Origin of the sequence: Phytobacter sp. V91, assembly GCF_965644225.1 — a bacterium.
Lineage (GTDB): Bacteria > Pseudomonadota > Gammaproteobacteria > Enterobacterales > Enterobacteriaceae > CBFFRJ01.
Window position 1 is genome coordinate 51498 of record NZ_CBFFRJ010000006.1, and the last position, 24848, is coordinate 76345.

Genomic DNA, 24848 nt, shown 5'->3' on the forward strand with positions numbered 1-24848 from the left:
TCCTTACAGCGCGCAGGACACGCAGCCCTCAATTTCAGTCCCTTCCAGCGCCAGCTGGCGCAGGCGAATGTAGTACAGCGTTTTGATACCTTTCTTCCACGCATAAATCTGCGCTCTGTTGATATCGCGCGTGGTGGCGGTATCCGGGAAGAACAGCGTCAGCGACAGCCCCTGATCCACATGGCGGGTGGCTTCGGCGTAAGTATCGATAATCTTCTCCGGGCCGATCTCATAGGCGTCCTGGTACATATCCAGGTTTTCGTTGGTCATAAAGGGCGCCGGGTAATAAACGCGCCCGGTTTTGCCTTCCTTGCGAATTTCAATTTTTGACACAATCGGATGAATACTCGATGTGGCATGGTTGATGTATGAAATCGACCCGGTAGGTGGAACCGCCTGCAGGTTCTGGTTATAGATGCCGTGGCGCATCACATTCTCACGTAACTGCTCCCACATATTACGGTCAGGGATTGTGATGCCGCTGCGGGCAAAGAGCGCACGGACTTTCTCTGTTTTCGGCTGCCAGTTCCCTTGCAGGTACTGGTCAAAATACTCACCGCTGGCATAGCGCGACTGCTCGAACCCGGCAAAGCGCTGCTGGCGCTCGCGGGCCATCATCATGGAGGTGTTCAGCGCATGCCAGGTGATGGTGTAGAAATAGAAGTTGGTTAAATCCAGCCCCGCTTCGCTGCCGTAAGCAATGCCTTCGCGCGCCAGATAGCCGTGCAGATTCATCTGCCCAAGGCCGATGGCGTGCGATGCCGCATTGCCTGCTTCCACCGATGGCACCGAACGAATATGGCTCATATTAGAGACGGCGCTTAAGCCGCGCACGGCGGTTTCTACGGTGCGGCCAAAGTCGGGTGAGTCCATGGTGTGGGCGATATTCAGCGACCCGAGATTACAGGAAATATCATGGCCCACCGTGGCGTAATCAAGGTTCTCATCCAGGGTGGAGGCGCTGTTGACCTGCAAAATTTCTGAGCACAGGTTGCTCATATTGATGCGTCCGGCGATGGGGTTAGCGCGATTTACCGTATCTTCAAACATGATATACGGATAGCCGGATTCAAACTGGATCTCCGCCAGCCGCTGGAAGAAATCACGAGCATTAATATACTGTTTGCGCACCCGGTCATCGGCCACCAGTTGCTCATACATCTCGCTGACGGCGATATCGCCAAACGGCTTACCGTACAGACGCTCCACGTCGTAAGGGGAGAAGAGGGCCATTTCGCCATTCTCTTTCGCCAGACGGAAGGTGACATCCGGGATAACCACGCCCAGCGACAGCGTTTTGATGCGAATTTTTTCGTCGGCGTTTTCACGCTTGGTGTCGAGAAAACGCAAAATATCCGGGTGGTGCGCATTCAGATAGACCGCGCCAGCGCCCTGGCGAGCGCCAAGCTGGTTGGCATAGGAGAAGGCATCTTCCAGCATTTTCATCACCGGGATCACCCCTGACGACTGGTTTTCAATGCGCTTAATCGGTGCGCCCGCTTCACGCAGGTTGGAGAGCAGGAACGCCACGCCGCCGCCGCGTTTGGAGAGCTGAAGGGCCGAGTTCACCGAACGACCGATGGACTCCATATTATCTTCAATGCGCAACAGGAAGCAGGAGACCAGCTCGCCGCGCTGCTTCTTACCGCAGTTGAGAAAGGTCGGAGTGGCTGGCTGGAAGCGGCCGGAAAGGATCTCATCCGTTAACTGCCGGGCCAGGAGTTTATCGCCCTGCGCCAGGGTTAATGCCACCATACACACCCGATCCTCAAAATGTTCGAGGTAGCGTTTGCCGTCGAAGGTTTTCAGCGTGTAACTGGTGTAGTACTTCCACGCGCCGAGGAAGGTCTGGAAGCGGAAACCGCTGGCGTGCGCATGGGCAAACAGGTCGACCACGAAAGCGCGGTCATAACGCCCCAGCACGCTTTCGTCGTAATACTCTTCCTGCACCAGATAATTAAGCCGTTCATCCTGACTGGCAAAGGCCACCGTATTGGGCAGCACGTGATTTTTGTAGAACGCCTCTACGGCCTGATGGTCTTTATCGAACTGAATGTGACCTGCTTTATCGTACAGGTTTAGCATGGCATTCAGCGCATGGTAATCGGGCGTGGTTTGCGTCACGCGCTCTGCGGTTGTCGTTGCCAAAATTCGCTCACTCCTTTACGCACGTTTTCAAGATCTTGCTGAGTTCCCATCAGCTCAAAACGATAGAGATATGGCACGCTGCACTTTTGCGCGACCACATCTCCCGCTCGTCCGTAAGCTTCACCAAAGTTACGGTTGCCGGAAGCAATCACCCCGCGGATCAGGGCGCGATTATGCGAGTCGTTAAGAAAGCGGATGACCTGGCGCGGCACTGCGCCTGCTGTACCGCCGCCGCCGTAGCTGGGAACCACCAGAATATAGGGTTCGTCTACCCGGATACGCTCGCGCTCATTAAGAGGAATGCGGATTGCCGGCAAACCCAGACGCTCAATAAACCGCTGAGTGTTTTCCGAGCTACTGGAGAAGTAGACGAGTTGGCTCATGCGCTGGCAACGCGTGGCGCTGACTGCAGACGGTTAATCATATCCGGGCGAAAACCGGACCACTGGGTTTCACCTGCAACGACCACCGGTAACTGACGAAAACCCATCGCACGCAGCTCATCTGCCGCATCCGGAACCAGGTCAACGTTCACCATTTCAAATTCAAAACCACGACTTTCCATTGCTCGTTTGGTGGCGTGGCACTGCACACAGTCGTTTTTTGTGTAAATGGTAATGCGCATGATTCGTATTTCCAGTTAGAATGAAGGAACGGCGCGAAAGGTCGCGTCAGTAGTGTCTTTGTTGCTAACAGGAATACTAGATGTAGTTGATAAAACTTTCAACCACACAAGATATAGGAAATTGAGATTAATTTATCCTGGATGATTAGCGCGGCGGGAAGGGTGTGGCATACCTGTAATTCGTGGCTTTCAGCCAATAAAAACCCCGCACGCCAGCAGCGAACGGGGTTGAAAGAGCGGAAAATCCGTTAGCGGCGAAGGCTAATCAGCGCGCCGAGGATAATACCGACGGCCGCCGCCGCCCCCAGGGTGTGCAGCGGTTTTTCCCGCACAAATGAGCCTGCGCAGCCAACGGCATCACGTGCCGCCTGGTGAACACGCGAGTGTCCGTTCAGACGCGCTCTGGTCTCCCTTAACAGCGTCTGCGCTTTACGTCGCGCGGCATCCGCTTCTTCTTTCGCATCACTGCCAAGAGATTTAAGGACATCTTCCAGGCTATCCGCCAGTTGATGGACGTCATTCTGGATATCCGCAACGCCCTCGTCGACATCTGCGCGATTAGGTCTGTTAAACATCGGAACCTCCTTTGTTTTCGAAGAGAATTTCAGTTTAGACCATATTTCTACCCCGTCAGGACCCGATCGGCCATTTCCCCGCGTTTATGGACTTTTCTGAAAGCAGCGCTAATGCTGAGTAATGTAAGGTTGCGATGCAGTAAAAAGATGACGAGGAAAAAATATGTATTTACGACCCGATGAGGTGGCGCGCGTTCTGGAAAAAGTAGGCTTTAGAATGGATGTGGCGACGACGAAAACCTATGGCTATCGCCGTGGCGACAACTATGTGTATGTGAACCGGGAGGCGCGGATGGGACGCACTGCGCTGGTCATTCACCCTACGCTGAAAGAACGAAGTTTGTCACTGGCGGAACCGGCCTCTGATATCAAAACCAGCGACCACTATCAGAACTTCCCGCTCTGGTTAGGTGGGGATGCGCAGGAGCATTACGGTATTCCACATGGCTTTAGTTCACGCATGGCGCTGGAGCGCTATTTGTCGGGGCTTTTCGACGAAATTCAATAAACAGTGACAGGCCCGGGCCTGTCACCTTCACTCAGGCTTTTGCCTGCTGGTAGCTTACTTTAAACAGGCGACGGCAGTAATCCAGGAAGTAGCCGTACACCGCCCCCATCATCATCGACAGCACAATGTTGGAGCTCACCGCCGCGATAATCTGCTGCCAGTCTGCCCCAACCGTTAACAGGATGGCGACATACACCGGCGACTGAAAGGTGACATAGGCCAGAATATCGGCCAGGTTGCGCATCCAGCTTGCCGGACTGAGCCGACGCGCCTGACGAATAAACGCATCGCGGTAAAAGCCATAAGGCCAGGCAATAATGATGTTAACCGGGATGGCAACCAGGCGAGATGAAAGCGACTGCTCGAAAGTCATTCCGGAGAGGAAAATTTCAATCAGCATGTTCACTACCGAACAATAGACAACCATTGCAAAGGTGTCTGCCACGGCATGGCGCAGGCGGGACTGCGAAGAGAACATGGTACTGCTCCTTGATAAGGCAACTATTTAGCGAATTTAAAACGATTGCCAGCAGTTTGCCGGGCTTCGTTGATTGGCGATAGGTTATCCTTCTGGATATAAACTAACAACTAGCTAATAATTTTTATTTATTCTTAAAAACTGGATAAATAGCTCTGCGATTGTCTGTTTTTTGCGCATTTCATTATTTTAATTGGGATATAAGAAAAATTTACTCAATATCATAATGTTATGGTGATAATGAGCAGGTATGCGCATATCCAATGATCAGCCGTCGGCAGCTTTCAGCCAACTATCCTTTGCTGTTGAGCGTAAAATAACCAGTAGCATTTTTTGTGCTGCAATAAGGTGTTTTGTAGTGTTTAGTTCTGATTTATCGTTTGGTTAGTTATGCGTGATTTGTGCATAAAAAAATATTATGCGTAATGATGGCTGTACGTCAGGTCTGGCGGTGATTGAGAAAGTGTTGTTTTGCGTAAAAGAGGGTAAAAGGCCAGGGTTGAGTGGGTGACGTTACGTACAATGACTATGCTTTAACCTTAGATCCTTTTTTATAATGAGTTCTGTTTTCACCTGCACTGGAGACGTTATGGGCTTTTGGCGAATAGTTTTCACGATCTTGCTGCCTCCACTGGGCGTATTGCTGGGCAAAGGTATTGGCTTTGCTTTTATCCTGAATATCATTCTGACGTTGTGCGGTTATATTCCGGGGTTGATTCATGCCTTCTGGGTGCAAACCCGCGACTAACGTGCAAAAGGCGGCGTCTGTCGCCTTGATATTTTTATAACGTATTGTTAAATACACAAATTTTCTCCATCTTTTTCGTGCAAACTTGTAAAGTTCTTCGTCTCCGGGACGATAAAAAGCAGATGGCAACGATTCTAAGGAGAAGAGATGAGCGTGAAGGATGTCGGTTCTGCGGCCAGTATCAGGGCGATGCCTGCCGCGCGTCAGGATACGGCGCGTGTTTTGACCGGGGTAAAGACCGACCTGCCGGGTTCTGTTGAGGTGAGTTTATCTCAGGAGGCCATAAGCCAGGCCAGCGCCCGGCGTGTTGACCACGAGCCAGAGAGCAGTGAAAACTCGCTATCGAGCGCTTCAACAGCCTCTGAACCCGGCCTTGCCAGCAATTTCTTTAGCGACCCGGCAACGGCGAATGATGCGCCTCGCTTCCTCTCCTTCCTGCAACATGCCACCGTGGCGGCTGATGATATGGCCGACGCGCTGCATCAGGCCCTGATTTCTCCGGCAGAAAAAGGGGATTACACCACCAATGCTATGGATCTTGCCCTCACTCAGGGAAAACTTAACCGGGTGGTGGAGACATACGTCCCGGCGGATTACCAGCAGCAGGCCAGCGATGTTGTCGCGCAGTTTATTGATGAGAAAGCCACCCAGGCAGATCAGCTGGCCAAAGTGGCCTTATCGCAGGCAACCCGACTGGCGCAGAGTCTGGGAAATCGCGAACAGGCCCGCCACCATCAGGACGCTATCGCGCAGCTGACAGACGGAACACACTCTTCGCAGGCTGTTCGCCGTGAAATGCTGGGGATTACCGCAAACTCAGCCGACAGCGATAGCTGGTTTTCATCACTGAGCAACTGGGTGAATGAAAACCGCTTTTTACCTTATACCATCGAGTCCGAAACGCGCCATGTGGCGGCATTGCAGACGCAGTGGCAGGCGTTTGTTGGCAGTTTAAAAACGGGCGACTGACCGCCCGTTACACTTGATAAGCACGCTGGTCTGTCAGCGTTTACCAGGCTTGTGGGTAAGGGCGACGGCGCGGGCAATCCAGGGTTCAAGCAGCTTTGCCACGGCGGCGAAAACCGGCACTACCACCGAATTGCCAAACTGGCGATAGGCCTGGGTGTCTGAAACCGGGATCCTGAACGGCTTTTCCCCCACTTTCTCAAAACCCATCAGTCGCGCGCACTCGCGTGGCGTCAGTCGGCGTGGGCGGCGGTGCTGATTGGCCGGATTGGTAAAATCGGCTTCGCCCAGCGCTTTGTCCCAGCCGCGATCGATGAGAATTTCTGAGCCATCTTTATGGTAACGGGCCGACAGTGTGCGTGCCACGCTGTCTGCCCGCGTTGGGTCCACCAGGCCAAAACCGAAGCCGTTACCCTTTGCAGCATGCTTTTTCGCGTAGTGGTAGAGGTAATCCCATAATTTTGGCGACAGGATGTACTTCTCATCACCGGCGGGCTCCAGCAAATCGCCAAACGCCGGGCGGGATGCGGGATAATAGCGGTCAATATTGCGCAGGGAAAAGTCCTGCCGCAGGTCGAGGTCACGACGAAAACCAACCAGCACAATACGCTCGCGATGCTGGGGGAGGAAATGTTTGCCATCAACGATTTTCGGATCATCTTTGCCGGTTGCTTCGGCATCGGCGACGTCGTACCCCAGTTCATCGAGGGTATTCATAATGACGGTAAAGGTTTTGCCCTGATCGTGGCTTTTCAGGTTCTTGACGTTTTCAAGCACGAAAATAGCCGGGCGCTTGGCTTTGATTATCCGTGCAACATCAAAAAACAGCGTTCCCTGCGCTTCACATTCAAAGCCATGGGCGCGACCGAGAGCATTCTTTTTACTTACCCCCGCGAGGCTGAATGGCTGGCAGGGGAAACCGGCTAACAGGACGTCATGATCCGGGATCTGTTGATCGATGTGGGCATAGGCCTGCGCGTCACTGATTTGCGGTTTGCCGCTCAGCGTGACTTCACGAATATCCTGATTAAACCGGTGGTTGTTTTCATCATTGAACCAGTTAGCCTTGTAGGTTCGCACTGCGTTTTTGTTCCACTCGCTGGTGAACACGCACTGGCCGCCAATGGCTTCAAAACCCTTACGGATGCCGCCGATACCGGCAAAAAGATCGATAAAGCGGAACGCGTAATGCGGATGGTGCGCCGGAGGGGAGCATTTTACGCAACAGGGTAACTTCAGCGCTGGTCAGCGGTGTGGGGGCACTTTTGCCATTCACCCGGCGATTAAGCCTTTCCCGGCTCCATTCGTTCTGACCGAGCAGGCGTAATTTCTCAGCCACATATTTTTGTCCGTAAATTTCAAGCACCCGCTCGAGCAGCTCTTTGTCTTGTTCCCGTTGCCGTTTGTCTTCTGCTTCGGCCTGCACCAACAGTTCTTGCGCGATTGAATCAAATTCCGACATAACGTCTCCATGGGTTACTGCGTGAAAATATATCACTCAATTGACCCAGAGAAGGAGGGAATTGTTGCGGCTGTCAGTGAATGTCCGGGCGATACTCAAAACCGCTTTCAGCCTGGGCATCATTAAAGGTGCTGAGCTTGTGCTTTTTGTTGAACAGGCCGTTGACGACAGAGTGAGGGAACATCTCAATCCCGTTATTGAAGTCTTCGACATTGCGGTTAAAGATACGAATGGCCGCGCCGATGTTCTCCTGCTGCTCACTGATTTCAGCCATCAAATTACGATACAGCTCAGACGCTTTCAGTAACGGATAGTTTTCTGCGACGGCGTACAAGCCACTCAACAACGTCGTGGTGTTGTGATGTGCTTCGGTCAGGGCGTTGTAATCCATCGCGTCGGAGTCCAGGCGTTTAAGAGAGGCTCGCAGCCCGGTAATTTGCGTCATGATGGTCGCTTCATACTCTTTATACTCGGCGGCGATCTTTTCCAGCGCGGGCAGCACGTTGTTTTTCTGCCGCTCCTGCGCCACCACGTCAGCCCAGGCCCTGGCGACGGCGTTCATGCGGCCAACAATGCGGTTATAGATGACAATGACTGAGATAATCAGCAGTGCCACAATGGCAACGGGGAAGAGTAAATCCATTATTGAACGTCCTTTTTAAAGTTATTGTCTGAGTACACCATCAGGGTATGAATAAATGCCACTGCCCGCTGTAATTCCGCGAGCGGAGTGGTTTGGGCAATTTCCGCCATAAACGCCTCCGGCGAGGTGAAATCATAGCGTTGTTCACCTGAAATGACCTTCTTGTTATCGAAGGACATGCATAATCCGGCCTGCTGATTAAATTCCAGATTGAGCGCTTTAAAGTCGTTTGCCGCCTGTTCGCACGCCAGAACCACCGCCGGTTTTAAAAAGCGCGCCGCCGTCATTTCCGACTCCGCTATCACCTTAAACAGACGATTAAACTGGTTGGAAGAGGGTTTATAACGCTCACCTCTAAATCCGCTGATGGCTTTACGGCTGATGGCAAGCTGGCGAATAAAGCGAAAAGGTAGCGCAATGCCGAAACGATCATAGTGATCGTACACTTTGCGGGTTTTGGTATTTCCCTTGCTGTCCGTTTCGCTGACTTCGCGTTCGTCAACATAGTGAAAATGGTAAAAATGGTAAGCAAATTCGTGGGTCTCACCCTGATAATTCCCGGCATAAGCGGCCGATATTTTTCGTGAGTAATTGCCACGCCGGAATTCAAAATAATCGGCAAACAGCTGCTTTTCCAGCCCGGGAAGGTCATCGGTCAGCTCGCGTAACTGGTTGTCGAACAATAATGCACGCAGATACAGACGCTCAGCCGATGCGCGAATACGGGCGCTTTTACGCTACATCCAGACCACAAGCGCCAGGGTACAAAAGCCGGCAATAATAACGATGGGGGTCGCCGACAGACTCCAGCGATAAAAAATGTCGTCGAAAAATATTCCCGCGAGTACAGCAATAAGGCCGGTTGTCAGCGCTAAAACTTTATGCCGGCCATGGTTAAATTTCAGTGGTGCGCCAAAGTCTTTCACCCGTTGAATGACGGCAATCAATTCCTGTTTTGACGATGCCGCCTCAATATCCTTTGCAACCTGCTGTAATAATGCTGACAGGCGTTGGTCATGTTCGGTGACCAGTAGTCCGCCGCCCGTCGTCTGATCTGTCAATGCCATTTATATGCCTGAATCCTTTTAGTGCCTGATAACTGGCTAATTTTAGCAATACTGCCGGTTTCGTCATGATATCAACAGAAAAGACGAATTACCGGTAATTTCACTTAAGTGATGCTTATCCTTGTTTCTCATATTGGTCAGGAGAAAAGGGCAGGACAGGTTTTTTCCGCGAGCGTATTTTGGACATCGGGTACACATTCGATATGACATCTGGAGGCGTGATGAGTTTACGGATTGAGAATGCACAACCTCGGCAGGTTGTGTGCGTTAGAGTGGGTGGGCCATGGAATGAAACTGTCCCTGAGGGATTTCGGGCTATTCTTCCCTGGGCAAAAGAGCAAAGTCTCTCCTATGAAGAAGCGCTGGTGTTCTACTGGGATGACCCGGCGCAAACGCCAGTCGATGTGCTGCGTGCCGACGTTGCCCTGACTATCGACGAAGACACGCCGGTCAATATTGACGGAACCGGGTTCAGAAAAGAGGTTGTGCCTGGCGGTTTGTATGCCGTGTGGCACACCATCGTCAGAGACGGAGCATTTGCGAAAGCCTGGGATGAACTCTATGCCGCCATCAATGCGAGCAGTTATACGCCCGGGCGGGGCGTCTGTTTTGAAAAATATCTCTGTGATGGTGCAAGTGGGAGCTGGGAGATTGAAATCTGGCAATCTGTTGAGGCCAAAATCCCCGCCAGCGCATAAATATTATTCCGGACGGGCACTCATCTGATTGCCCGTAGTGACCTGTTTTTCAGAAAAAACTGAAGCCGTTGGCAATATTTAGCGATGGTCGGACGGTTTGCCCGCTGATATTCCATTGCTGTTGCTCGCGGCAATAAACGTATTATTTCTTCCGCTCCGTCATCTTCTTGTAAAGAAATGCAGTTGTTATAAATAAAAGTTGCTTTACTCGGTTGGATGTGACTAAATGATGCTTCGGTTTGATACGCAGACCTATCTAAAGCATCTCAGTACATCCCCTCATTTTGAAGTGTCATCGTTACCTTTTCTTTTGAGTCCCGATTGTAAGCTCTGATTAATCTGTATTCGGACCCCGTTCGCCTAAGGGCTCAAATGAATTTTTAAAGTAAAAAAATGTCTTCTAAAATGACTGGTATTGTTAAGTGGTTTAATCCTGAGAAAGGGTTTGGTTTTATTTCTCCGAAAGATGGCGGTAAAGATGTCTTTGTGCATTTTTCTGCGATCCAAAGTAATGATTTTCGTACGTTAAACGAGAATCAGGAAGTAGAGTTTTCAGTTGAGAATGGTCCTAAAGGACCTTCAGCTGTGAATGTGGTAGCTCGTTAAGGAGGATTGAGTATGACTATGCATCTTCGTTGTCCTACCTGCCATGGTTCGCAATTTCGCAGTTCACCTTTTGATGTGAGCGAAAACAATCCCCATGGCGCAAAATGTATTTTTTGCAAAAGCAACATGGTCGAAAATGTGAATTTTTGTGCCCCGACTGTTCGTCCCACCATTAAGCTGGCCGAATACTGTCGCTAATATCTGGATAAGCCGTCGGCTTATTTACAGAGCGTAAAACGATAACCACTGGCGTTGGCTGGTGGTTTTTTTATACCTGCGATTTACTGCGGGAAACGGATTACAGACTGGCAATGTGTTAATATCACGGTATAACACACCTCCTTTGGACGTTTAGATGTCCATACGTTTAGAAGGTAATATGCAAACAGAACAAGAAACCGGGCAGATTATACGCACCATGAAAACCCGTCACCTGATTATGCTTTCCCTTGGCGGCGTGATTGGGACAGGGCTATTTTTTAATACGGGTTATATTATTTCAACCACGGGCGCTGCCGGAACGCTGCTGGCCTGGCTGATTGGCGCGCTGGTGGTCTGGCTGGTGATGCAGTGTCTCGGGGAGCTCTCGGTGGCGATGCCGGAGACCGGCGCTTTTCATATCTACGCCAGCCGTTATCCTGGCCAGGCACCGGTTATACCGTGGCATGGCTTTACTGGCTGACCTGGACGGTCGCGCTGGGTTCGAGCTTTACCGCCGCCGTCATCTTCAGGCAGGTAAACCGCTGAGCGCGCTACAGTACCGTGCCCCCTGGTATCCATTGGTGCCGGTGCTCGGCTTCATCCTTTGCCTGGTGGCCTGTGTGGGGCTGGCTTTTGATCCGGGTCAGCGGATTGCTCTTTACTGCGGGTTACCCTTTGTGGCCTTGTGTTATGGTGCTTACTACTTGACCCAATCCCGGTAAACGCAGGAGCCTGAACATGTCGCAGAATAACCCGCTTAGTCATCTTGTTGAAAAGCAGTCTTTTGTGGTGCTGGATGGCGCGATGGCGACGGAGCTGGAAGCGCGCGGATGCAACCTCGCCGATAGTCTGTGGTCTGCCAAAGTGCTGCTGGAAAACCCGGAGCTGGTCCGCGAGGTGCACCTCGACTATTTTCGCGCCGGGGCGCAGGTGGCCATTACCGCCAGCTACCAGGCTACCCCTGCAGGCTTTGCCGCCCGCGGGCTTGACGAGGCGCAGTCTCTGGCGCTGATTGGTAAAAGCGTTGAGCTGGCCCGCAAGGCGCGCGAAGCCTGGATTGCCGAAAACCCTCATGCAGGTACGCTGCTGGTGGCGGGTTCCGTTGGTCCTTATGGCGCTTATCTGGCCGATGGTTCTGAATACCGTGGGGATTATGTACGCAGCCAGGCGGAGTTTATCGCCTTTCACCGACCGCGCGTAGAGGCATTGCTGGATGCCGGCGCCGATCTGCTGGCCTGTGAAACCCTGCCATCCTTTGCTGAGATCCAGGCCCTGGCGGCCCTGATTGTTGACTATCCGCGCGCCCGCGCCTGGTTCTCCTTTACCCTGCGTGACAGCGCGCACTTAAGCGACGGGACGCCGCTGGCTGAGGTAGTTGCCGCCCTCAGGGAAAATCCACAGATCGTGGCGTTGGGGGTTAACTGTATCGCGCTGGAATACACCACCGCCGCGCTTCAGTCGCTGCACCTTCTTACTTCGCTGCCGCTGGTGGTTTATCCGAACTCTGGTGAACACTACGATGCGGTAAGCAAAACCTGGCATCACCATGGCGAACGGTGTGAAAGCCTGGCGGATTATTTACCGCAATGGCTGGAGGCCGGGGCGAAGTTGATTGGCGGCTGCTGCCGGACGACGCCAAAAGATATTGCCGCTCTCTCGGTGGCTAAATAGCCCTGTCAGACTTAGGTATTTACGTAAACCCGCAGAGGCTACCTTCTGCGGGTTTTTCTTTTTGCTTCCCTGGTTATCCCCCTCCTTAAGTAAAATTATCCCGCATAATACCCTCTGCATATTAATGGTAATGAGAATGATCTTGATAATCATTATTGTTAATACATATAATCCTGCGTTAATTTGCAGCAATTAAAAAGCCTGCGACTAAAAAAACAATAATGGATCGTTATGTTTAATACGGAAAAAGTTATCAAAGCACTGCTGCTGGGCGCCGCCTTCGCGCTCACCGCGTGTCAAAGTTCAACCCCGACAACGTCGGCTGCGACCACGACGGAAGCGGCGGAATGTTCCTGCATCCAGGATGCGGCGACGGGGCTCTATCTCACGCCTGCTCAGTTGCTGGCAAGGCTGAGTAACGCGCCGATGGTCATTGTCGGTGAAGAGCATACGAACCTGCATCACCACCACCTTGAGCAATGGTTGCTGGAAAATCTGGCGAAAAAGCGTCCTCAGGGCAGCGTGCTGATGGAGATGATCGACACCAGCCAGCAGGAGGGAGTCAACCGCGTCAAGCAGGCGAGTCTCTCCGGCGCCACGGTGAGCGCATCCCGCGCCGCAGAAACGATGCGCTGGAGCAAAGGCTGGCCGTGGGAGTTGTACCGCGACGTCGTGATGAGCGCAGTCACATCACCTTCGCCACTGCTGGCCGCCAATATTACCCGCGAGCAGGTCAATAAACTGTACAAAAGTCCAATATTCCCGGCGGGCGAACGCACTTCCAGCCCGCAGGTGCATGAAGCTCTGTCGGCCATTATTTATCTGATGCACGACGGTCAAATCGACGGTGAACAGGTGACGGCGATGATGGCGATTCAGCAGCAGCGCGATCGCTTTATGGCCGAGCAACTGCGTAAGGCACCACGCCCGGCGTTGCTGATTGCGGGGGGATATCATGCGGCGAAAGATATTGGCGTACCGCTGCATCTGGCTGATTTGAATGCAGAAAAACCGATCGTGGTGATGCTCACCACCGAAGGAACAAATCTTTCGGTCAGACAGGCTGACTATATCTGGTCGGTTCCGGCGGCAAAATGACGACTCCTCTCAATACGCCATGCGAGACGCCGCGATATGCCAGGGCAGGAGGGGCTGTCGCCAGTGTTTTATTTCACGTCGCACTGGTATTACCCTTTGTTATTCATTTTGCCAACACCCCTTCGCAGGCCATGCCTCCGGCGGTGATGGTGGAATATTCTCCGGAGTTTGAAGTCTCGCTTATTCGCCCTGATTTACCGCCGGGCGTGACTCAGCAACGTAAAGTTGAGGCGATGACCGAAGAGGAGACAGCGCAGAATAAAGAGATGCCAAAGCTGCTGGCGCAGGACGATGCGGAAATTAAGCTGGCGGCGGCAAAGCGGGAACATAAAAGCAAAAAGAAAAATGAAATAAAGAAAAAATCCCAGCGTGAACAGAAAGAAGAGAAGGGCAACTCAACCATCACCAGCCTCGCCGCTCCACCGGTGCAAAGTGCGCAAACTCAGCGCAATGCGGCGCCGCTGGATACGGATTCTGCGCTAATCAGTCAAAGTAAAATAAGCTGGGAGGCGCTGGTCAAAGGCAAAATCAATAAAGTGCGCAACTACCCGGATGATGCGCGACGCCGCCACCGTACCGGAACCGTCATTATCACCTTTAGCGTCAATGAGCGTGGGGAGATCCTCAGCTCGCAGCTTGCTACGCCGTCCGGCACGCTCTCTCTGGACAGGGCGGCAATGATTGCGCTGGACAGCGCGCGCCCACTACCCCCGCCGCCAGGGGAAATACTCAGAAATGGGGTTCATAAAGTCACGCTGCCGGTGGAGTTTGGTCTGTCAAAAACATAATAAATTAACCCGCAGAAATACTGCGGGTAATTATGACCGGGTCAATAATTATTGGTTTTAAAGAGCGTCATTTACATTATTCATTATTTGAATAAAAAGAGCCGATCGCGTTTTACGCCGCTGCGGCCATGACATTCTCAGGTTTTTATTATGGGCAATTTGCTGTCGTTCTTTGCAATAAGAGCGACGGGCAGGGCTGTCCATTTTTGTGCTTAAAATAAAAAAACAGGAATTGATTATGGAAAAATCACATGTGGTCAAAGGGCTGCTGACCGGGCTGCTCATTGTTCACGGTCCGGCTTTCGCCGCAGAAGGGGTTGGGGAGTCGGTCTTCTCTCCGGTCACCGTTACCGATAACCCGCTGGAGGGGAAATATCAGCAAGGTTCATCAGAAGAGACTTACAGCAAGCCTGGGGCATACAGCTCCCGTACGCTGAATAAAAATCTGCAAAGTCTGGATGCTTCCCTGCGCAGTATGGCGGGAACCTATACCCAGGTCGATCCTCTGCAAGGGGCGGTCAGCGTCAATATTCGTGGTATGAACGGCCTGGGCCGCGTGAACACCATGGTGGATGGGGTAACCCAGACCTTTTATGGTATGGCGCCCGCTAACTATCACGCCGGGGCCAACACCGCCGCAGGGGCGCCGCTGGACACCAATTTCCTCGCCGAAGTCGACATCACGCGCGGCAGTAGTGCAGGTGCGCAGGGCGTTAACGCCCTGGCGGGGAGCGCCAATTTCCGCACTATCGGTATTGATGATGTGATTAAAGAGGGGCGGCAAACCGGCGTCCTTTCCCGCTTCTCCGTTGGCGACAACGGTTTGGGGCGCACCGGGATGATTTCCGTTGCCGGTAAGACCGACACCTTTGACAATGGCGGCGCTCTTGGCGCACTGGTGGGGATCAGCGGCAGCCGCACCTATGCAACCTATAAGAACGGCGGCGGACGCAGTAGTAAAGATTTCTTTGGCAGCGATAATGAGTACCTGCGCCAGGAACCTCATTCCGAACTCTACAAAGTTAACTTTAACCCGGACCAGTTTAATAAAATTGAATTCTCCGGGCGTAATTACGCTAATACATTCACGCGCCGGGATATTACCAGCGACGATTACTACCTGCGTTATAACTATGCGCCGCTGAATGAGCTGATCGAGTTTAATGTGCTCGCCAGCACCAGTCGTGGTAATCAGGCCTATAAGCCGGAATCGCTGTACAACTTTGAGAAATCCTCGTCCACCAATAAATCCAATGCGCTGGATATCAGCAATACCAGCCGCTTTAAGATGAGTGAGGATCTGTTTACCGTGTTTCAGTTTGGCGGCAAATTAATGGATACCCGCTATACCCGTAGTTTCACTCAGGCGAGTGACACCGATCGCAATGCCTTTGCCCCCGCGGGCAAACAGAATATCTCGTCGCTATATACCGGGCTGACGCTGAATAAAGATATTTATCAGCTGGATCTGAACCTCAATTACACCCGCAGCAAGCTCGAAGGGCATAAACCAGCCTGTGCCGATAATGAGAAATGTTTCCCTCAGGGAGAGGCCACCCTTCATCTGAACGATAATGCCTTTAACCCGTCGGCGACCTTCTCCGCGCAGGTTACCCCCTGGTTGCAGCCATTCGTCAGCTGGAGCCGTTCCTCCCGTGCGCCGAACGTGCAGGAAGTGTTCTTTGCCAACGAGGGCGGGGCTTCTATGAACCCGTTCCTGAAACCGGAAAAAGCGGAAACCTGGGAAGCGGGCTTTAACGTCAATAAAAAAGGGCTGCTGACCGAGCAGGACACCTTCCATATGAAGGCACTGGCGTATCAGTCCCGTATTAAGGATTACATTACCAGCGAATCCTTTATGCTCTGCTACGACGGCTCACTGTGTAAGGATATAGAGAATTCACAGGATGGCTTTAATGCTAACGTCTATCTCAATAGCCTCTCGCCGGTGACCACCAAAGGCTACGAAATTGAAGCCGGGTACGACGTTGGTTTCGCCTATGTGAATGTCTCCTGGAGCAAGCAGCACACCAATCAGCCAACCTCGATCACCAGCAGCATTTATAACTTTGCCTATGACGATATGAGTGACCTGCCGGACAGCTACGCCACCCTCGACGTGGGCGGTCGCCTGTTCAACCAGAAACTAACCGTCGGCAGCCTGGTGAAATTCACCGGTAAATCCAAACGCCTGAGCACCGAAGGTATCAACACCGATACCAACTCCGTGCCGAAAGAGAGCATGCCGGATATCCCGACCGTTATCGATCTCTACAGCTCCTATGAGATGAGCGATAACGTGACCCTGCGCTTCAGCGTGCAGAACCTCACCAACCGCGACTACTCCGAAGCCCTTAACCGTATGAACCAGAGCCTCGATTACGCCAAAGAAGGCTCGTCAGTGAATACCACGGCGCGCGGGCGTACCTACGTCTTCGGCGGGGAAATTCAGTTCTAAGGCCTGGCCACTACAGGGATGGGGTGTGGCGCCTCATCCCTTTACTTACTCTTAATAGCAGGAATGAAAAATGAATCGCTTCACTCTTTCTAAGCAACTGGGATGCTTGTTAATTGCCGGGCTGTTGTCGACCCAGGCGCTGGCCATCGATCCGCCGCAGCGTGAGCTTTCGCGTTTTGCCCTGAAGACCAACTATCTTCAGGATGCGGATGAAGGTATTTATGAGCTGGCGTTTGATAACGCCAACAAGAAGGTGTTCGCGGCGGTGACCGATCGCGTGAATCGTGAAGCCAACAAAGGCTATTTATACACCTTCAATCCGGACTCATTGAAAATTGAAAAACGCGACGATATGCCGTATCGCGCCTTTTCTCTGGCGATGAATCAGGAAAAACATCAGCTGTATATTGGCCATACGCAGTCTGCTTCTCTGCGCATCAGCATGCTTGATACCACCAGTGGCAAACTGAGCAAAACCAGCGAGAAGCTAAGCTTTAAAGAGGCCAACTCCGCTGATTCACGTTTTGAGCATCTGCGTCATATGGTGTACAGCAAAGATGCTGACACCCTGTTTGTCAGCTACAGCAATATGCTGAAAACCAGCGAGGGTATGAAGCCGCTGCATAAATTGCTGATGCTCGACGGCACGACGCTGGCCTTAAAAGGAGAAGTCAAAGAGGCCTATAAAGGCACGGCTTACGGACTGACCCTCGATGATAAAACACAGAAGATCTACGTTGGCGGCAAAGACTATATCAATGAGATCGATGCCAAAAAGCAGAGCCTGCTGCGCACTATTACCTTAAAAGATCCGCAGCCGCAAATAACCAGCGTGCAGAACCTGGCGGTGGACTCTGATTCTCAGCGCGCGTTTGTGGTGGTCTTTGATCATGACGACAGGGCCGGTACTCATGACGGGCTCTATATCTTTGATCTGCGCGACGGTAAACAACTGGGCTATGTTCATACCGGCGCCGGAACCAACGCGGTGAAATACAACCCGAAATATAACGAGCTGTATGTCACTAACTTTACCAGCGGCACCATCAGCGTAGTGGATGCCACGAAATACAGCGTCACGCGCGAATTCCATATGCCGGTCTACCCGAACCAGATGGCGTTGTCAGAGGATATGGATACCCTGTATGTCGGCATTAAAGAAGGCTTTAACCGCGACTGGGATCCGGATGTGTTTGTTGAAGGGGCAAAAGAACGCATCTTACGTATTGATCTGAAGAAGTCCTGATAGGTTAGTGGTGGTTCTCCTGAATGTTCAGGAGAGCCACCAGGCAATTATTCCTCATCATCTCTCCGCCATGATCGACATCTTTCGGCTACCATCTGTTGATGTCTCCCACACTTTTAGCGCCTTGCATCGCTTGATTTTGCACGCCTGCATTTGACCAGAAAAGTAATTATTTTGTAGTGATAAATTCTGACTTTTTGATTTTTGTGCGATACATAACTCGCATGAATACAAATGGCCAGTTACACATTCGTTTATCTTCCCTTTGTTACACTCCCGCGCAAGTTAACCTGGCGATTCGGTGTACAAAGAGATATTACGGACATAACTATGGCAATGCTGCGTTTTACCCAATTTCTGAAGAGATCGGACAACAGGCTGATCTCTCTGGTGAGAAAGGTCGTTACTGGCCTGGTGGTGATTGCTATTGTCTTTTTTATTGGCCGTATTTACGAGTCGCAACGGGGTCCGGCATTGCAGGTCTGGCATACCTGGAGCGCAGACGAAATGACCGCCAGCGAAATAGCGAATGCGACCTTTGCTGATTACCTTGCACGGGAAAACACGATTTTCCGTGAGCTGAAAAGTCATGTTACTGACAGGCTGAGTGACGACGAAAAAACGCCGCTCAACCGCTTTTACGCCCAAAGCCGGGTTTATCCGCCACAGTTTCAACCGGACTGGAATCGCTCTTTTATTCTGCTGCCGCAAGGCAAACCCCGTGGTGCGGTCGTGCTGCTCCATGGTCTGACGGATTCTCCCTACAGTGTCCATTACATGGCTGAGCAATATCAGCAACAGGGATTTGTCGCCGTGGTGCCTCGCTTGCCGGGGCACGGTACGGCGCCGGGTTCATTAACGGTGGTTGACCGGTCGCAGTGGATTGCGGCCAGCCGACTGGCGGTGCGTGAGGCGTCCAGGCTGGCAGGTCGCGATGCGCCGCTGCATGTTGTGGGTTACTCCAATGGTGGGGCGCTGGCGCTGAAATATGCCCTTGATAGCCTGGACGATAAATCGTTGCGCCAGCCTCAGCAGGTCATCCTGCTGTCTCCGATGATCGGAGTCACTGCCTTTGCCCGTTTTGCCGGGTTGGCCGGGCTGCCCGCCATTTTTCCTGCCTTTTCCCGCGCCGCCTGGCTGAATATCACCCCGGAGTTCAACCCTTATAAATACAATTCGTTTCCGGTTAAGGCGGCACGGCAGTCATGGTTGCTCTCTCAGGAGCTGCAGCAACAGATTGTCGCGGCCGCCAGGCGTCAGCGCCTTGCTGATTTAGCGCCGGTCTTAACCTTCCAGTCGGTGATGGACTCAACCGTCAGCGCCCGGGCGGTGGTGGAGTCGTTCTATCGCTATCTGCCGGATAACGGCAGCGAGCTGGTGGTATTTGATATTAACCAGGCGGCCAGTATGGGCGCGCTTCTGCGCCCGGCAGCTTACTCAGCGCTGGATACATTATTACCGGCAACTCCGCGTCCTTATGCCACCACCGTTATCACGAATGCCGCCGCAGACAGCTATGACACGGTAGCCCGAACCACAATGGCCTTCGGACACAAAGAAACGGTGACGCCACTGCATATTGCCTGGCCTGCGGATATGTATTCGCTGTCGCATGTGGCGGTGCCGTTCCCGTTGACCGACTCGCTGTACGGACGGGATCCGGCGGCCAGAGATCTCTACGGTATTAGCATTGGCACTATTTCGCTGCGTGGTGAAACCTCAACGCTCAGTGTCGGGATGGACACGCTGATGCGTGTGACTTCCAACCCCTTTTTCTCCTGGATGATGGCGCGAACAGGCAGTCATATTGCCTGTAGTGAGCAACCCGATGTGGCGGCCTGCCTGCGGCTTGCTCCTGCTATAAGCCCGGAATAACAAAATCTCTATCTGGTGGCGGGTCTCATCCTGCCGATATTTACACTGCCCAAATTTCTATTCACAAATTCAATGAATAACGGGCGATCTCTTGAAGGAATATATAATGCGTCTTTATCTGCGGATGATGTGGGGAGCGGTGTTAATACTCTCCTCTGCCGCCCATGCTGATTCGAAAATCTACGGTGAAAAACGTATCAGCGAATGGTGGAACTGGTTGAAGAGCGATGTTTCAGAAACCTGGAACCAGCCGCAAAACTACGATCTGTATATGCCGTACCTTAGCTGGCATAACCGTCTGACTTACGACAAAGAGAAGACGGATAACTACAATGAGATGCCCTGGGGCGGCGGCTTCGGTATTTCACGATACAACGAAGAGGGCAACTGGAGCTCTCTGTACGCGATGATGTTCAAGGATTCGCATAATATGTGGCAGCCGATAGTTGGCTACGGCTGGGAGAAAGGCTGGTATCTGGACAGCAATCGCGATTTCCGCCTCGGTCTTGGTTTTACAGCCGGGATCACCGCCCGCGATGACTTTGCCAACTATGTGCCGTTGCCGATTGTGTTACCGCTCTTTTCCGCCAGCTATCGTCGTCTGACGATGCAGTTCACATATATTCCTGGTACCTACAATAACGGTAATGTGCTGTTTGCCTGGGTGCGTTACGGCTTTTAAATCCGCGAGCGGCAGGCAAAATGATTGCCTGCCGTCGTGCGAGTCAGTAAATTCCTCCGTTTTTACCCATCATCCTTTTGGCATTTCCGTACGGTGAAAGCAGGCATAAATCACCGGCAGTACCAGCAGAGTCAGCAGGGTGGCAAAGCCCAGGCCAAACATAATCACCACCGCCATGCTCTGGAAAAAGACATCTGACAACAAAGGCGCCAGACCCAGCACGGTAGTAAACGCTGTCAACAGAATGGGCCGCAGACGCGACGTTGCGGCATAAACAATGGCCTCCTGTTGGGGCTTTTCCTGTTTTTGCTGCTCAATTTCTTCAACCAGCACAATGCCATTTCGGATCAGCATGCCGCTCAGGCTAAGTAAACCGATCAGGGCCATAAATCCGAACGGTATCCCGGTCAGTAAAAAGCCTGTCGTTACGCCAATCAGCGCCAGCGGCACCGTCAGCCAGATAGTGACCACATTCTTTAACGAACTGAACATCAGCACGGTGATCACAAACATCACCAGATAGCCCAGCGGCAGGGTGCTGAACAGCCCTCGCTGCGCTTCGCTGGAGTTTTCTGCATCGCCTCCCCATTCAATGCTGTAGCCGTGGGGCAGAGCCAGCGCATCGATTCGCGGTTTAACCCGAGCCAGAATATCGCCGGCGGTCTGGCCGCTCTGCGGGCTGGGATCGGTCTGAACCGTCAACACGCGGCTGCGATCCCGGCGCAGAATGAGCGGATCTTCCCACTCGAGGCTAAAACGGCTGACCACATTGCTGAGCGGAATGTACTGCTGACGATTCTGGCTCCAGATCAGCACATTATTAAGATGGTTGGCGTCCTGGCGCTCAGCGGCGGGCGGTCGTACAACAACCGGCAACAGGTCTGCCCCTTCGCGGTAGAGTCCGGCGCGGCTACCGGAAAAGTTCATCTCCAGCGCGTTATCGACATCCTGTTTATCCACCCCCAGCTCACGGCCCAGGGCCGGAGAATATTGCGGGCGGATCACCTTGCTGCGGTTTTGCCAGTCGTGTCGCACGCGGTCGGTGGCCGGATCCGCCGTAAGAATATCGCTCACCTGGCTTGCCAGTTGCCTTAGCCGGTCCGGATCGGGGCCTTTGATACGCACTTCAATTGCACTGTCGCCGGAAGGGCCAAACATCACCCGTTTTGTGCTGGCATTAATCTGCGGATAGTGACGCGCAATCCAGGTCTCAACCTCTCCGGCGAGAGCCGAAATACTGCGCGGATCATCCATCCGTACCATTATTTGCGCGTAGTTGCTGTACTGGCGCTGGCCACTGTAAGTGAGGATAAAACGCATGCTGCCCTGACCAACGGTTGCCACCGTGGTGGTGACGCCGGGTCGGCTGTTAATGTCGGTCTCGATCTCACTGGTCAGCTTTTCTGTTGTCGCAATGTCGGTGCCGTAAGGAAGCCAGAGGTCAACAAAGAAAATGGGCGTGTTTGATGAGGGGAAAAAGTTCTGCCGCACCGAGCCGAATCCCCAGATTGCGGCAGCCAGCAGGGCCGCCATCAGAGTCAGGGTGAGTGTTTTACGTCGCAGTAAGGCGCGCAGAATCTGCTGATAGATGCGATAAAAGCGGCCACCGTAAGGGTCGGCATCCTGACTCTTCGCGGGTGATTGCCCTTTAAACAGCCCCCATTTAATCAGCACCGGGGTAATGGTGAGTGCGGAGAACCAGCTCAGCATCAGTGAAATGAGCAGCACCTGGAACAGCGATTTGCAGTACTCCCCCGTTGAGTCCTGAGACAGGCCAATGGGAGCAAAGGCGAGGATCGCGATAATCGTTGCGCCGAGCAGCGGCAGCGCGGAGCGGCGGATCACATGATTGATGGCGGTGAGAAGCGTTGAGCCCCGTTGGCGGGCGATCAGCGCGCCTTCAACGATAACAATCGCGTTATCGACCAGCATACTCAGGGCAATAATCAGCGCCCCCAGCGAAATCCGCTGCAGCTCTATCCCCCACAGGTACATGATAAGCAGCGTACCCAGCACGTTGAGTGCCAGTGAGAGAGCAATAATGATGCCGCTGCGCACGCCCATAAAACAGAGCAACACCCCGACGACGATCGCCAGAGCCATCAAAAAGTTAGTGATAAAACCGTTTACCGAGAGGGCGACTTCCTGAGCCTGGTTGTAGAACAGATCGATGTGGATCCCGGCGGGTTTTTCCGCTGACATCTGATCCAGTCTGGCTTTTAGCGCATCGCCGACGTCAATGACGTTGATCCCGGAAACAAACGAAACGCCCATCGTCACTGCCTGGCGGCCGTTGGCATGATAAATACTGGCAGGGGATTCGCTAAGCCCACGCGAGATTGTGGCGATATCACGTAATCGTGTAGCCGTTCCGCTGCCGTGCGGGCTGACTCACAGCTCGCTCAGTTCATCAATATTGTTAAATTCCCCGGTGGGATGCAGGCGAATCGATTCGCTGCCGGATTTAATGTCACCGGCGTTAGAGACCACGTTTAAACGGCTGAGAATGGCGGAGAGCTGGTTGAGCGTAATGCCCCTGGCGCTCATTTTGGCCAGCGAGATATCGATATTGATCTGCTGGGGGATTGCCCCGCCAATCGCCACTTTGCCGACCCCTGGGATCAGCACCAGTTCGCGGCGCAGTTGTTCGGCGTAACGCACCAGCTCAGGATTGGTAAAGTCATCGCCGGAAATGGCAAAGAAGAAGCCAAATACATCGCCGAAATCGTCATTCACAAAGGGAGCTGCCACGCCGGGCGGGAAAAGCCGGGCGGCATCTCCCACCCGGCGGCGCAGCTCATCCCAGATTTGCGGCAGTTCACGGGAGTGATAGTGCGAGGCAATATTGACGGTAATCTGCGACAGGCCGTTGGATGAAATAGAACTGACATTGTCCAGAGAAGGCAGTTGCTGCAGGGCATTTTCCAGCGGCAGCGTCACTTCCTCCTCGACCTGCTGAGCCGAGGCTCCTGGATAATGGGTCACGATCACCGCGGTTTTGATGGTAAAAGCCGGATCTTCAAGGCGACCGATATTGAGCAGGGCGAAGATGCCGCCGATGCCAAGCAGCAAAATGGTCAGCCAGACGCGGACAGGATTGTTAATAAACTGGCGGGAAATATCCATTACAGGCCTCGCTCGCGGGTCCAGATACGTACGGGTTGCCGGGCATGCAGTTCACTTACTCCGGCGGCCACCACGCGTTCACCCTGATTTAGCCCCTGAGTAATCACCACCCCCTGGCGGGTAACCTGGCCGACGGCGACCTTTCTGTCCTCAAGATAAAGCTGGTCGCCGTCCCCTTTCACCACCCATACGTGAGGTTCATTACGCTGGCTGTTATCAGGATTAAAGACCGCTTCAACCGGCACGACCAGCGCATTGTCGCCTGAACTGGCAGGCAGGTTGCCAGGATTAATGGTGACGGTCCCGCTGACGCCCCCCACCGAAGGGAAATCAGCCGGGCGCGGCATGGTCAGAATAACCTGCCAGGTCAGGGTGCTGCTGTCGCTGCTGCCGGTATGTTCTTTATACTCCGCCGTGAACTGGCGGTCCGGCATGCTGTTTATTGTGACTCGCGGCCGGTATTTCGCGTTGCGAATATCAAGGGCGGTGAACAGGTTTTCCGGAACGTTAAACACCACATCGAGCACGTCGGTGCGTGTCAGGGTGACTACCGGCTGCCCGGCGGCGATAACCTGGTGGTTACGGACCGGGACACTGGCTGCAACGCCGCTGAACGGCGCGGTGAGTGTCATATGTTCCCGCTCTTCGCGGGCGATTTTAAGTGCCGCATTTGCGCTGTCGCGACTGGCACGCTGAACGTCCATCTCAGCCTGTGAAATCGCCTGGCGGCCAGCCAGGGTCTGGAAACGGTCGAACTGGCGCTGGGCAAGCGTTGCCGCGGCCTGTCGTTCGTTTAAGCGCTGCTGCGCTTCCTGCGCATTCAGCCTTGCCAGTATCTGCCCCTGGGTGATATTTGCCGCCCTGGCGGACCTCAAGGGATTCAATTCGTCCGCCGCGCTTAAATGATAAATCGGTGGCGTCCCCGGATTCGATACGAGCGGGGAAAACACGTTGTTGTGTATCGCCAATAGCAGCAACTTCCGAAACTTTTGGAAGGTGCGATTTAATCGGTGGGGTTCAGTGGAGTCCTTATCTGTATTAGCCTTACCTTAGCTGAGCTGTATGATCTCTCTGTAAGACGTATACGATCACTTTTTTCTGGTGAATATTTGCTCTCGATTATTCTATGAATGGCAAAGAATACCCTCATTTTGCACATTATTTACGCTATTCCGGCCA

General features: G+C 52.9%; 21 protein-coding genes and 4 pseudogenes. 14 read left to right on the top strand and 11 right to left on the bottom strand.

What is annotated here, in order from left to right; translation table 11 throughout:
* Positions 1 to 3: 3 nt before the first annotated feature.
* The 4 genes from nrdE to ACSZO4_RS02340 all read right to left on the bottom strand — a co-directional run bounded on the left by nrdE (position 4) and on the right by ACSZO4_RS02340 (position 3348).
* Positions 4 to 2148 (bottom strand): class 1b ribonucleoside-diphosphate reductase subunit alpha, encoded by a 2145-nt coding sequence (gene nrdE / locus ACSZO4_RS02325; protein ID WP_437887223.1) that lies wholly within the window; start codon positions 2146 to 2148, stop codon positions 4 to 6.
* Positions 2121 to 2531, bottom strand: coding sequence for a class Ib ribonucleoside-diphosphate reductase assembly flavoprotein NrdI (gene nrdI, locus ACSZO4_RS02330; protein ID WP_437887224.1), 411 nt, complete (start codon positions 2529 to 2531; stop codon positions 2121 to 2123). The genes nrdE and nrdI overlap by 28 nt, the downstream gene beginning before the upstream one ends.
* Positions 2528 to 2773, bottom strand: coding sequence for a glutaredoxin-like protein NrdH (gene nrdH / locus ACSZO4_RS02335; RefSeq protein WP_437887225.1), 246 nt, complete (start codon positions 2771 to 2773; stop codon positions 2528 to 2530). Before nrdH ends, nrdI begins: the two co-directional genes overlap by 4 nt.
* Positions 2774 to 3021: 248 nt before the next feature.
* Positions 3022 to 3348: a DUF883 family protein gene (locus ACSZO4_RS02340; protein ID WP_437887226.1), complete on the bottom strand. Its 327-nt coding sequence runs from the start codon at positions 3346 to 3348 to the stop codon at positions 3022 to 3024.
* Positions 3349 to 3511: 163 nt separating this feature from the next.
* On the opposite strand from ACSZO4_RS02340, the gene ACSZO4_RS02345 reads away from it, so the two are divergent.
* Positions 3512 to 3856, top strand: a complete 345-nt coding sequence (locus tag ACSZO4_RS02345) for a DUF2002 family protein (RefSeq protein WP_437887227.1) — start codon at positions 3512 to 3514, stop codon at positions 3854 to 3856.
* A gap of 31 nt (positions 3857 to 3887) precedes the next feature.
* On the opposite strand, the gene alaE is transcribed toward ACSZO4_RS02345, so the two are convergent.
* Complete coding sequence (gene alaE / locus ACSZO4_RS02350; RefSeq protein ID WP_437887228.1) at positions 3888 to 4334, bottom strand: L-alanine exporter AlaE; 447 nt, start codon at positions 4332 to 4334, stop codon at positions 3888 to 3890.
* A 589-nt stretch (positions 4335 to 4923) separates the two neighbouring features.
* On the opposite strand from alaE, the gene ACSZO4_RS02355 reads away from it, so the two are divergent.
* Together ACSZO4_RS02355 and ACSZO4_RS02360 are read left to right on the top strand one after the other, a co-directional pair.
* On the top strand, positions 4924 to 5082 hold the full coding sequence (locus ACSZO4_RS02355) for a YqaE/Pmp3 family membrane protein (RefSeq protein ID WP_437887229.1): 159 nt from the start codon (positions 4924 to 4926) through the stop codon (positions 5080 to 5082).
* Positions 5083 to 5229: 147 nt separating this feature from the next.
* Positions 5230 to 6051, top strand: coding sequence for a hypothetical protein (locus ACSZO4_RS02360; protein ID WP_437887230.1), 822 nt, complete (start codon positions 5230 to 5232; stop codon positions 6049 to 6051).
* A gap of 33 nt (positions 6052 to 6084) precedes the next feature.
* Here the strand turns inward: ACSZO4_RS02360 and ACSZO4_RS02365 are convergent.
* From ACSZO4_RS02365 to ACSZO4_RS02380, 4 genes and pseudogenes are all read right to left on the bottom strand, one after another.
* A pseudogene (locus ACSZO4_RS02365) lies at positions 6085 to 7510 on the bottom strand (DNA cytosine methyltransferase).
* A gap of 73 nt (positions 7511 to 7583) precedes the next feature.
* Positions 7584 to 8153, bottom strand: coding sequence for a LemA family protein (locus tag ACSZO4_RS02370; RefSeq protein ID WP_437887231.1), 570 nt, complete (start codon positions 8151 to 8153; stop codon positions 7584 to 7586).
* Entirely contained in the window at positions 8153 to 8836 is a 684-nt protein-coding gene (locus ACSZO4_RS02375) for a hypothetical protein (protein ID WP_437887232.1), read from the bottom strand. Before ACSZO4_RS02375 ends, ACSZO4_RS02370 begins: the two co-directional genes overlap by 1 nt.
* Positions 8837 to 8890: 54 nt before the next feature.
* A complete protein-coding gene (locus ACSZO4_RS02380) occupies positions 8891 to 9220 on the bottom strand; it encodes a hypothetical protein (RefSeq protein WP_437887233.1) in 330 nt (109 codons plus the stop codon).
* Between the two features lie 221 nt (positions 9221 to 9441).
* On the opposite strand from ACSZO4_RS02380, the gene ACSZO4_RS02385 reads away from it, so the two are divergent.
* From ACSZO4_RS02385 to pagP, 11 genes and pseudogenes are all read left to right on the top strand, one after another.
* Positions 9442 to 9918, top strand: coding sequence for a GyrI-like domain-containing protein (locus ACSZO4_RS02385; RefSeq protein ID WP_437887234.1), 477 nt, complete (start codon positions 9442 to 9444; stop codon positions 9916 to 9918).
* 393 nt (positions 9919 to 10311) lie between these two features.
* A complete protein-coding gene (gene cspE / locus ACSZO4_RS02390; protein ID WP_437887235.1) occupies positions 10312 to 10524 on the top strand; it encodes a transcription antiterminator/RNA stability regulator CspE in 213 nt (70 codons plus the stop codon).
* Positions 10525 to 10536: 12 nt separating this feature from the next.
* Positions 10537 to 10722: a cold shock small protein YmcF gene (ymcF, locus tag ACSZO4_RS02395; RefSeq protein ID WP_437887236.1), complete on the top strand. Its 186-nt coding sequence runs from the start codon at positions 10537 to 10539 to the stop codon at positions 10720 to 10722.
* 181 nt (positions 10723 to 10903) lie between these two features.
* A pseudogene (locus tag ACSZO4_RS02400) lies at positions 10904 to 11447 on the top strand (hypothetical protein).
* Between the two features lie 16 nt (positions 11448 to 11463).
* Positions 11464 to 12396, top strand: a complete 933-nt coding sequence (gene mmuM / locus ACSZO4_RS02405; protein ID WP_437887237.1) for a homocysteine S-methyltransferase — start codon at positions 11464 to 11466, stop codon at positions 12394 to 12396.
* A gap of 231 nt (positions 12397 to 12627) precedes the next feature.
* Entirely contained in the window at positions 12628 to 13494 is an 867-nt protein-coding gene (locus ACSZO4_RS02410; protein WP_437887238.1) for a ChaN family lipoprotein, read from the top strand.
* On the top strand, positions 13491 to 14282 hold the full coding sequence (locus ACSZO4_RS02415) for an energy transducer TonB (RefSeq protein ID WP_437887239.1): 792 nt from the start codon (positions 13491 to 13493) through the stop codon (positions 14280 to 14282). The genes ACSZO4_RS02410 and ACSZO4_RS02415 overlap by 4 nt, the downstream gene beginning before the upstream one ends.
* A 238-nt stretch (positions 14283 to 14520) precedes the next feature.
* Positions 14521 to 16740, top strand: a complete 2220-nt coding sequence (locus ACSZO4_RS02420) for a TonB-dependent receptor domain-containing protein (protein ID WP_437887240.1) — start codon at positions 14521 to 14523, stop codon at positions 16738 to 16740.
* A 70-nt stretch (positions 16741 to 16810) separates the two neighbouring features.
* Positions 16811 to 17986, top strand: a complete 1176-nt coding sequence (locus tag ACSZO4_RS02425) for a YncE family protein (protein ID WP_437887241.1) — start codon at positions 16811 to 16813, stop codon at positions 17984 to 17986.
* Between the two features lie 336 nt (positions 17987 to 18322).
* Positions 18323 to 19861 carry an alpha/beta hydrolase gene (locus ACSZO4_RS02430; RefSeq protein WP_437887242.1) on the top strand — a complete coding sequence of 513 codons (1539 nt, stop codon included), beginning with the start codon at positions 18323 to 18325 and terminating at the stop codon, positions 19859 to 19861.
* Positions 19862 to 19985: 124 nt separating this feature from the next.
* Positions 19986 to 20543, top strand: coding sequence for a lipid IV(A) palmitoyltransferase PagP (pagP, locus tag ACSZO4_RS02435; RefSeq protein WP_437887243.1), 558 nt, complete (start codon positions 19986 to 19988; stop codon positions 20541 to 20543).
* A 69-nt stretch (positions 20544 to 20612) separates the two neighbouring features.
* On the opposite strand, the pseudogene ACSZO4_RS02440 reads toward pagP, so the two are convergent.
* Positions 20613 to 23669 (bottom strand): annotated as a pseudogene (locus tag ACSZO4_RS02440) (efflux RND transporter permease subunit).
* Positions 23669 to 24677: pseudogene (locus tag ACSZO4_RS02445) on the bottom strand (efflux RND transporter periplasmic adaptor subunit). Before ACSZO4_RS02445 ends, ACSZO4_RS02440 begins: the two co-directional pseudogenes overlap by 1 nt.
* Positions 24678 to 24848: the final 171 nt, after the last annotated feature.

Excerpts from the sequence above, each read along its gene's own strand:
- nrdI (WP_437887224.1), bottom strand. The coding sequence starts at position 2,531 with ATGAGCCAACTCGTCTACTTCTCCAGTAGCTCGGAAAACACTCAGCGG.
- ACSZO4_RS02360 (WP_437887230.1), top strand. The coding sequence starts at position 5,230 with ATGAGCGTGAAGGATGTCGGTTCTGCGGCCAGTATCAGGGCGATGCCT.
- ACSZO4_RS02345 (WP_437887227.1), top strand. The coding sequence starts at position 3,512 with ATGTATTTACGACCCGATGAGGTGGCGCGCGTTCTGGAAAAAGTAGGC.
- cspE (WP_437887235.1), top strand. The coding sequence starts at position 10,312 with ATGTCTTCTAAAATGACTGGTATTGTTAAGTGGTTTAATCCTGAGAAA.
- ACSZO4_RS02430 (WP_437887242.1), top strand. The coding sequence starts at position 18,323 with ATGCTGCGTTTTACCCAATTTCTGAAGAGATCGGACAACAGGCTGATC.
- ACSZO4_RS02425 (WP_437887241.1), top strand. The coding sequence starts at position 16,811 with ATGAATCGCTTCACTCTTTCTAAGCAACTGGGATGCTTGTTAATTGCC.
- alaE (WP_437887228.1), bottom strand. The coding sequence starts at position 4,334 with ATGTTCTCTTCGCAGTCCCGCCTGCGCCATGCCGTGGCAGACACCTTT.
- pagP (WP_437887243.1), top strand. The coding sequence starts at position 19,986 with ATGATGTGGGGAGCGGTGTTAATACTCTCCTCTGCCGCCCATGCTGAT.
- ACSZO4_RS02355 (WP_437887229.1), top strand. The coding sequence starts at position 4,924 with ATGGGCTTTTGGCGAATAGTTTTCACGATCTTGCTGCCTCCACTGGGC.
- ACSZO4_RS02420 (WP_437887240.1), top strand. The coding sequence starts at position 14,521 with ATGGAAAAATCACATGTGGTCAAAGGGCTGCTGACCGGGCTGCTCATT.
- ACSZO4_RS02410 (WP_437887238.1), top strand. The coding sequence starts at position 12,628 with ATGTTTAATACGGAAAAAGTTATCAAAGCACTGCTGCTGGGCGCCGCC.
- ACSZO4_RS02415 (WP_437887239.1), top strand. The coding sequence starts at position 13,491 with ATGACGACTCCTCTCAATACGCCATGCGAGACGCCGCGATATGCCAGG.
- ACSZO4_RS02380 (WP_437887233.1), bottom strand. The coding sequence starts at position 9,220 with ATGGCATTGACAGATCAGACGACGGGCGGCGGACTACTGGTCACCGAA.
- ACSZO4_RS02370 (WP_437887231.1), bottom strand. The coding sequence starts at position 8,153 with ATGGATTTACTCTTCCCCGTTGCCATTGTGGCACTGCTGATTATCTCA.
- nrdH (WP_437887225.1), bottom strand. The coding sequence starts at position 2,773 with ATGCGCATTACCATTTACACAAAAAACGACTGTGTGCAGTGCCACGCC.
- ACSZO4_RS02385 (WP_437887234.1), top strand. The coding sequence starts at position 9,442 with ATGAGTTTACGGATTGAGAATGCACAACCTCGGCAGGTTGTGTGCGTT.
- ACSZO4_RS02340 (WP_437887226.1), bottom strand. The coding sequence starts at position 3,348 with ATGTTTAACAGACCTAATCGCGCAGATGTCGACGAGGGCGTTGCGGAT.
- ymcF (WP_437887236.1), top strand. The coding sequence starts at position 10,537 with ATGACTATGCATCTTCGTTGTCCTACCTGCCATGGTTCGCAATTTCGC.
- mmuM (WP_437887237.1), top strand. The coding sequence starts at position 11,464 with ATGTCGCAGAATAACCCGCTTAGTCATCTTGTTGAAAAGCAGTCTTTT.